This window comes from Dietzia sp. DQ11-44, assembly GCF_014145205.1.
In the GTDB taxonomy this organism is placed as follows: Bacteria; Actinomycetota; Actinomycetes; order Mycobacteriales; family Mycobacteriaceae; genus Dietzia; species Dietzia natronolimnaea.
The window spans coordinates 1-7,782 of the sequence record NZ_JAALEC010000360.1; the positions used below are offsets into that span (position 1 = coordinate 1).

General features: G+C 70.8%; 6 protein-coding genes and 1 pseudogene. 6 read left to right on the forward strand and 1 reads right to left on the reverse strand.

Translation table 11 applies throughout. The annotated features are described in order from the left end of the window. From G6018_RS09590 to G6018_RS09610, 5 genes and pseudogenes are all read left to right on the forward strand, one after another. Positions 1-280: pseudogene (locus G6018_RS09590) on the forward strand (WYL domain-containing protein); the annotation flags it as partial. Further along, the gene (locus G6018_RS09595) at positions 277-1,248 is read left to right on the forward strand and encodes a WYL domain-containing protein (protein ID WP_182617382.1); all 972 of its coding nucleotides are present in this window, start codon (positions 277-279) and stop codon (positions 1,246-1,248) included. The pseudogene G6018_RS09590 and the gene G6018_RS09595, both read left to right, overlap by 4 nt. Positions 1,249-1,356: 108 nt before the next feature. Further along, entirely contained in the window at positions 1,357-1,824 is a 468-nt protein-coding gene (gene tatA / locus G6018_RS17575) for a Sec-independent protein translocase subunit TatA (RefSeq protein WP_182617383.1), read from the forward strand. Between the two features lie 117 nt (positions 1,825-1,941). After that, entirely contained in the window at positions 1,942-2,880 is a 939-nt protein-coding gene (tatC, locus tag G6018_RS09605; RefSeq protein ID WP_241730486.1) for a twin-arginine translocase subunit TatC, read from the forward strand. Continuing rightward, a complete protein-coding gene (locus G6018_RS09610; RefSeq protein WP_182639485.1) occupies positions 2,864-5,524 on the forward strand; it encodes a DEAD/DEAH box helicase in 2,661 nt (886 codons plus the stop codon). The genes tatC and G6018_RS09610 overlap by 17 nt, the downstream gene beginning before the upstream one ends. Before the next feature lie 176 nt (positions 5,525-5,700). Here the strand turns inward: G6018_RS09610 and G6018_RS09615 are convergent, their stop codons facing one another. After that, on the reverse strand, positions 5,701-6,630 hold the full coding sequence (locus G6018_RS09615) for a 5'-3' exonuclease H3TH domain-containing protein (RefSeq protein ID WP_182639486.1): 930 nt from the start codon (positions 6,628-6,630) through the stop codon (positions 5,701-5,703). Positions 6,631-6,768: 138 nt separating this feature from the next. Between G6018_RS09615 and G6018_RS09620 the strand changes: the two genes are divergently transcribed. After that, a partial coding sequence (locus G6018_RS09620) for a Xaa-Pro peptidase family protein (RefSeq protein ID WP_182639487.1) occupies positions 6,769-7,782 on the forward strand: 1,014 nt, incomplete at its 3' end.

Consider the following 7,782-nt stretch of genomic DNA (forward strand, 5'->3'; position numbering starts at 1 on the left):
CGCACTGCTCGACGACGCCATCTCCCGCCTGAACCCGGTCGTGGAGGCCACGGTGTGGGCGGCGGACGGCCACGCCGCCGAACTCCGGGCGATGGCCCGCGGTTCCGGGCCCGCGACCCGGTTCGGTCGTGCCGGCATCGACCTGGAGGTGAGTGCCCCCCTCGGCGAGCTGTCGTCGATGGTCGCCTCCCAGGGCGCCGACGCCGTCGCCCTGAGACCCGCCGAGCTGCGCGTCCGGGTCGTGACCATCCTCACCGCTGCGCAGGAGGCCGTCCGATGACCCCCCGTGCCGTCCCCCTGGCGACGCTGCTCAGCGTGGTCCCCTACTTCCACACCCGGGGAGCCGTGCCCGTGGCCGACGCCGCGCGGGACCTCGGCATGTCGGACAAGCAGCTGCGGGACGCCCTGTGGCAGCTGTGGTCCTGCGGGCTTCCCGGGTACGGCCCGGGTGACCTCATCGACCTGGCGTTCTCGTCCGAGGACCTCGACGACGCCGAGCTGGTCGAGGTGACGTTCACCGCCGGGATCGACCGGCCCGTGCGGCTCACCGCCGCCGAGGCCGTCACACTCGAGACCGGACTCGCGATCTTCCTGGACCATCCCGAGGTGGTCGACCAGACCGCCCTGCGCGATCTGCTACAGACCCTCCGGACCGCGGCAGGTGTCGAGTCGGGTGCCGGGGGACGCGGCGTGGACGCCCCCCGTCCGGAGACCACCACCCCGGATGCCGATGTGGTGCGTACCGCGGTCCACGACGGACACGCGCTGCGATTCGTCTACCACTCGGCCAGCTCGGACACCTCCACCACCCGGGTGGTCGATCCGGCTCGCCTCTCGGTGTCCGACGGCCACTCCTACGTCCACGGCGTCGACCGCGGGACGGGTCAGTGGAGGACGTTCCGCACCGATCGGATGAGCGGGGTGGAGGAGGTCGGACCGCGCCGGGCGCTCGGACCGGAACCCCAGGACGACGGCGAGGCGGGCGTCCTGATGGAGCGGGCCGTCGTCCCCTCGGCCGCGGCGTGGTTCCTCGACGAGTTCGGTTTCCATGACGTCGTCCGGCGTCCGGACGGTGATCTGGACGTCTCGATCGCTTATCACGACCGGGCGTGGCTGGTCAGGTTCCTGCTCGGGCACGCAGACGTGGTGACGCCGTCGGACCCCGCGCTGGCCGCGGAGATCGCCGCCCGGGCCACCGCGGGACTCGCGCTCTACTCGGCAGGCGACGACTCGATATCGTCGACGTGAAATCGTGGTGAACCCGCTGGTCACCGCCTTTGCAGACGAGGACCGCGACAACGCCTGTCGGCCTCGGTGCGTTAGCATGGGCATGTTGTCCCACAAACGGAGGTTGACATGGGTGCGTTGAGCATCTGGCACTGGCTCATCGTCCTCGCGGTGGTGCTGATTCTCTTCGGCTCCAAGAAGCTCCCCGACGCCGCGCGCGGTCTCGGCCGGTCGATGCGGATCTTCAAGTCGGAGATCAAGGAGATGCAGAACGACGACAAGCCGGCCGAGCCTGAGGCGCTCACGCAGGCCGGCCAGCCGAATGCGGCGCAGTACGTCCAGCCGCAGGCGCATCCCCAGCAGGCACAGCCCCAGACCCAGGGTTACCCGCAGGCCCCGCAGCAGCCGTACCAGCAGACCCAGGCTCAGCAGCCGGGTCAGCCCCCGCAGCCGTACCAACAGCCGGGTCAGCCCCAGCAGCAGTACCAACAGCCACAGGGTCAGCAGCCTAATCAGCAGCCGCCGCAGCCCGGCCAGCACCAGCAGCACTTCGATCCCACCGCGCCGTACGACGGCGGCACCGGCCCCCAGCGGTAGCAGGCCACCTCACCGATGACGCGGACCGGACCGGAGAAGACCGGCGCCACCCCCAGGGGCGGCGCCGGTCGGCTGCTGTCCAAGCGCAGGCGCCGGCCCCGGAACCCCGACGGCACGATGCCCCTCATCGAGCACATCTACGAGCTGCGCACGAGACTGCTCATCGCCCTCGCAGCGATCGTGGTGACGTTGGGGTTCGGATTCTGGTGGTACGGCAGCGGGTTCTTCGGAGTCCCCTCGCTGGGTGAGATCCTCACCGGCCCGTACTGCGACATCCCTCCCGGTGCCCGACTCCAGCTCGGCGACTCGGGGGACCAGTGCCGCCTCCTCGCCACCGGCCCCTTCGAGCAGTTCATGCTGCGTCTGAAGGTGGCCGCGACCGCCGGCATCGTGCTGGCCAGCCCGGTCTGGCTCTACCAGCTGTGGGCCTTCATCACTCCCGGCCTGCACAAGAACGAGAAGCGCTACGGGATCGCCTTCACGTTCCTCGCCGCCGTCCTGTTCATCGGCGGCGCCGTCCTGGCCTACATCGTCATCGTCTTCGCCCTCGAGTTCCTGCTCTCGATCGGCGACAACGTCCAGACCACCGCCCTCTCAGGTACGCAGTACTTCACCTTCCTCATCCAGCTGATCCTGATCTTCGGGGTGAGCTTCGAGATCCCGTTGCTCATCGCGATGCTCAACGTCGCCGGAGTGCTCCGGTACGAGGTGCTCGCCAGGTCCCGCCGCGGGATCATCATGGGGATCTTCGTCTTCGCCGCCGTGGCCTCGCCCGGGCAGGACCCGTTCTCGATGCTGGCCCTCGCCGGGGCGGTGTGCATCCTGGTGGAGATGTCCATCCAGTTCGCCCGCATCCACGACAAGCGCAAGAGCAGGAACCGCGAGGAGTGGCTCGAGGTCGACGACGAGTCCGCGTCGCCGCTGGGCCCGTCCGAGCGCCTCGACGGCTCCGGTGCGGTCCGGTCCACCGGCCCGCTGTCCGCACCCGAGCCACTCGGTGGTGCCCGGCCCCTCCAGGCGCCGTCGGGTGGGGCGATGTATGACGACACGCTCTGAGCCCCACGATTCGGGCACGCTGCTCGAATCGTTCCTGCAGACGGAGGGCTTCGACCCGGACCCGTTCCAGCTGGAGGCGTTCACCGCGCTCGACGCCGGCCGCAATCTGCTCGTCTCGGCGCCCACCGGCTCGGGCAAGACGCTCATCGGGGAGTACGCGGCCCTCCGGGCGTTGTCCGGCGGCGGCAGGTGCTTCTACACCACGCCCGTCAAGGCGCTGAGCAATCAGAAGTTCCGGCAGTTCCGTCATCGGTTCGGGCCCGAGAACGTGGGGCTGCTCACCGGGGACCACTCGATCGACGCCGACGCCCCGGTGGTGGTGATGACCACCGAGGTCCTCCGGAACATGATCTATTCCGGCTCCTCCGCCCTGCACGACCTGGACTGTGTGGTCATGGACGAGATCCACTACCTGGGTGATCGGTCGCGAGGGGTGGTGTGGGAGGAGATCATCCTCACCCTCGATCCGGCGGTTCGACTGGTGGGCCTGTCGGCGACGCTGAGCAACACCGACGAGCTGGGGGACTGGATCAGCGAGATCCGGGGGGACACCGCCGTGGTGCTCTCCGAGCTGAGGCCCGTTCCGCTCGCACACATGCTCTACACGGACGGGGATCTGATCCCGGTCCGCGCGGCGGCCGACCAACGGCGGCGCACCCGAGGCGGATATCACGACGAGCGGGTCGCGGCCCGGCCCCGAGCGCAATGGGCGCGGCGCCAGGACGTCATCGAGAAGCTCGACGACGACCATCTGCTGCCCGCGATCTACTTCGTGTTCTCCCGGGCGGGCTGCGACGGGGCGGTCTCGCAGATGCGGCGGGCCCGGTTGCGGCTGACCACCGGGGAGGAGTCCCGGCGGATCGCCTCGCACGTCGACGCCGCATGCGCACAGGTGCCCCGACATGACCTGGACGCGCTCGACTTCACCGCCTTCAGGGCCGGGCTGGTCAGCGGCATCGCGGCCCACCACGCGGGGATGCTGCCGCTGTTCCGGACCATCGTGGAGGAGTTGTTCTCGGCGGGTCTGATCAAGGTGGTGTTCGCCACCGAGACCCTCGCCCTGGGAATCCACATGCCGGCCCGCGCGGTCGTCCTGGAGAAGACCACCAAGTTCAACGGCGACACCCACGCCATGCTCACCTCCGCGGAGTACTCGCAGATCACCGGGCGCGCCGGGAGGCGGGGGATCGACACCAAGGGCACCGCGGTGGTGCTGGACCAGCCGGACCTCGACCTGGACGCGCTGTCCGCACTGGTCGACACCCCGCGATTCCCACTGCGCAGTGCGTTCACACCCGACTACTCCATGGCCGTCAACCTCGTGGAGCAACTCGGCGTGGCGGAGGCCACCTCGCTGATCGGCAGGTCGTTCGCGCAGTTCCAGACCGACCGCACGCTGGTGTCCCGGTCCCGGGCGGTGGAACGCAGGACCGATGAGAGGGACCGAATCCGGGCCGATCTCGAGGGCGCCGGCGGAGACCGGCAGCTCGACGAGTACATGTCGCTCCGTGCGGACCTCGGCCGACTGGAGAAGTCCACCGAGAAGGCGACCCGGGAGGACCGGCTGGACTCCGTCCGTGCGGCGATGCTCAAACAGACCGCGGGTTCGGTGATCACCGTGGGCCGCAAACGGTTCGGCATGGTCGCCACGGTGCTGCAGGTCCGCACCGATATCCCCGCCGACCCGGCACTGCTGTGCCTGACCGACACCGGCTGGACCGGCTGGCTGCGCCAGCAGGACTTCGCGGCACCCCCCGTCCCGGTGGGGAGGGTCGATCTGCCCCGCGGCCGACGCAAGCTCGACGGGCGGGCCAAGCGGGCGCTGGTCCATCGGATGGAGGGGCTCCGGGGTAAGGCCCGAGGTCGGATGAAGAACGCCGGCGGCAAGCCCGTCCGCAAGGACCCGCGGATCGCCGCGGCGCGCCGCGCCGTGCGCCAACACCCCCTCCACGACGACCCGCGGATCGACAGGCTGGCACGTCTCCACGAACGCTGGGCCCGGGCAGCGGCGGACGTGGCTGAGCTCACCGCCGAGGTGGAATCCGACTCCGACTCCCTGGCCCGCCGTTTCCGGAGGATCGTCGGTCTGCTGGAGCACCTGGGTTACCTGGAGGACCGGGAGGGCGAGATCCGCGCCACGGACGCCGGCCGCCTTCTCGCGGGTGTGCACACCGAGCAGGACCTGTTCGTGGCCGAGTGTCTCCGACGCGGCGTGTGGGCCGGGCTGGACCCGGCCGGGTTGGCGGCGGTGATCGCCACCGTCGTGGCCCACCCCCGCAGTGACGCGGTGGTCCGAGAACCCTCCGACGAACTGCTGCGCGCGGCCCTCGCCGAGACCGAACTCGTCGCCGCCGACGTCGCCGCGACCGAGAAGGCTCACCAGCTGCCCTCGACCCCGGATCTGGACGCGGGGCTCGCACCGGTCCTGCACCACTGGGTGTCGGGTGGCGCGCTGTCGTCGATCCTCGCCGCCTCGTGGCAGGAGGGCGTGGAACTCACCGCCGGGGACTTCGTTCGCTCCGCGCGGCTGGTCGTGGACGTCCTGGCCCAGGTCGGGCAGGTCGCCGAGCCCGATCTCGCGCGGACGGCACGGTCGGCCGTGGGGTCCCTACGTCGCGGGGTCGTACTCGACCACACGGTCTGACCCCCGTCGCGCCATCCCTCCCTCGCGCAGTCGCGCCATCCCTCCATCGCGAAGAGCGTTCCGCACACATCGTCCGAGAAGAGGGTGTGCGGAACGCTCTTATCGATGACTGGCGCTGGTGATTTCCGGCGCGGGAGATGACCGGCCCCGGGCCTGCAGGGGACCGGCGACGGCTCTCAGGCCGGGTCCAGGACCGAGGCCGCCTTCTCCAGACGCCCGATCGCACGCGCCTGTCCCGTGGCCTCACCGAGGGCGTCCAACCGCGCCCGGTCCACGTGTCCGCGCCGGCCGTCGGTATCACCCTCGAACTCGAGCTCGAACCCGCGACCCCGCAGACGGACCACTCCGCGGGCGGCGGTCAGATAGTCGGCGGCCTCGAGAACCGCCTTCCGCTGCCGGGCGGTGAGACCAGATCCGTCGTCCTCGGCGGCCTCCACGATGCCGTCGAGGCCCCCGTACTCCCGCACGAGGGAGGCCGCGGTCTTGGTGCCGATCCCCGCCACCCCCGGCAGGCCGTCGGAGGCGTCACCGACGAGTACCGCGTAGTCGGCGTACACGCGCGCGTCGTCGCCGAGGGGAAGATCGAAGCGCTCCGCGACGACCTCGGGGGTGTACGCGAGTCGCTTCTTCATCCCCGCCCCCACGTACACGACCGTGGTGGTCGCCGACGCCAGCTGGAACAGGTCGCGGTCGCCGGTCACCACCAGCACCTCGCGATCACGCGCGGCAAGTTCTGCCAGGACGTCGTCGGCTTCGGCGTCGGCGGCGGACGCCTGCGTGATACCCGCGGCGGTGAGGATCTCCCGTATCGCGCCGACCTGCGGGTGGAGTGAGGCGGGCGCGTCCTCCCCGCCGTCGTCCCCGACACGGTGGGCCTTGTACGACGGAACCAACCCCACACGCCAGTCGGGGCGCCACTCGCGGTCCAGGGCCGCCACCAGTCCGGACGGCGAGTACTCCTCGAGGAGCACCGACACCATGTCGCAGAATCCACGCACCGCGTTGGCCGGTGCGCCGTCGGGTCCGGTGATCTTCTCCGGTACCGAGTGGAACGCGCGGAACCACAGGCCGGCACTGTCGAGAACCATGAGCGGGCCCTGGGACACCGCGCCTCCTCGGGTCGAGTGTGGGCCGGGTATCGACCTGTCGTCAGAATAGTCCTCCCCGTGAGAGGGCGAGGTGACAGTGGTCCGCCGGGAGCGGACGGCGGGCGCCCGCGACGCCCGACGACCTAGGGTGGGGGGATGAGCACCGGCCCCTCGGACACCCACGCCCGGCGACTGACGGCGGTGCGTGATCGCGCGCGCGAGCTCGGGATCGATCACGTGGTGGTGTACTCGGGCGAGGACATGGCTTACCTCACCGGCGAACGCATGGAGTCCCACGAGCGGCTCACGGCCCTCGTCGTGCCCGTCGGGGACGGAACGCCCCTCCTCGTGCTCCCTGCGCTCGAGCTCACCGGTGTCACCCGCCGGGCCGCCGCCCGGGTGGGCGCGGAGATCCATCCCTGGGCGGACGGTACGGACGCGGTCCCTCTGGTCGCGGGCACGGTGTGGGGCCGGATCGCCGTCTCGACCGCGCTGCCCGCGCTGCATCTCGTCCCACTCCAGCTGGGTGTCGACGGTGAGGTGATCCTGGCCTCGGAGGTGATCGACCACGTGCGGGCCGTCAAGACGCCGCACGAGCTCGACCAGCTCGCCGAGGCCGCCCGCCGTATCGACGCGGTCCACGCGCGGATGGGTGAGTTCCTCGAGGTCGGTCGTAGCGAGGAGCAGGTGGGTGAGCTGATCTCCGCCGCGATCGTGCAGGAGGGGCTCACACACGCCGAGTTCGTGATCGTCGGCTCGGGGCCCAACGGCGCCGACCCGCACCACGGGGTCTCAGACCGCGTGATCGAACCGGGGGACATCGTCGTGGTGGACATCGGCGGGCCACTCGAGAGCGGGTACCACTCGGATTGCACCCGCACGTACTCGATGGGGGCGCCCGACCCCGGGATCGCCGAGGCGTACGCGGTGCTGCAGGAGGCGCAGCGTCTGGCCCGGGAGGCGGTGCGCCCTGGCGTCGCGATCGGCGAGGTCGACGCCGCGGCCCGCGAACACCTCGCGGCCGCGGGGCTCGGGGAGTTGTTCATCCACCGCACCGGACACGGGATCGGTCTGGGGCTGCACGAGCCCCCGTTCGTCGCGCCCGGGGCCGACACCGTGCTGGCGGAGGGCATGGTGTTCTCCGTCGAGCCCGGGATCTACACGGCGGGA

Excerpts from the sequence above, each read along its gene's own strand:
- tatA (WP_182617383.1), top strand. The coding sequence starts at position 1,357 with ATGGGTGCGTTGAGCATCTGGCACTGGCTCATCGTCCTCGCGGTGGTG.
- G6018_RS09595 (WP_182617382.1), top strand. The coding sequence starts at position 277 with ATGACCCCCCGTGCCGTCCCCCTGGCGACGCTGCTCAGCGTGGTCCCC.
- G6018_RS09610 (WP_182639485.1), top strand. The coding sequence starts at position 2,864 with ATGACGACACGCTCTGAGCCCCACGATTCGGGCACGCTGCTCGAATCG.
- tatC (WP_241730486.1), top strand. The coding sequence starts at position 1,942 with ATGCCCCTCATCGAGCACATCTACGAGCTGCGCACGAGACTGCTCATC.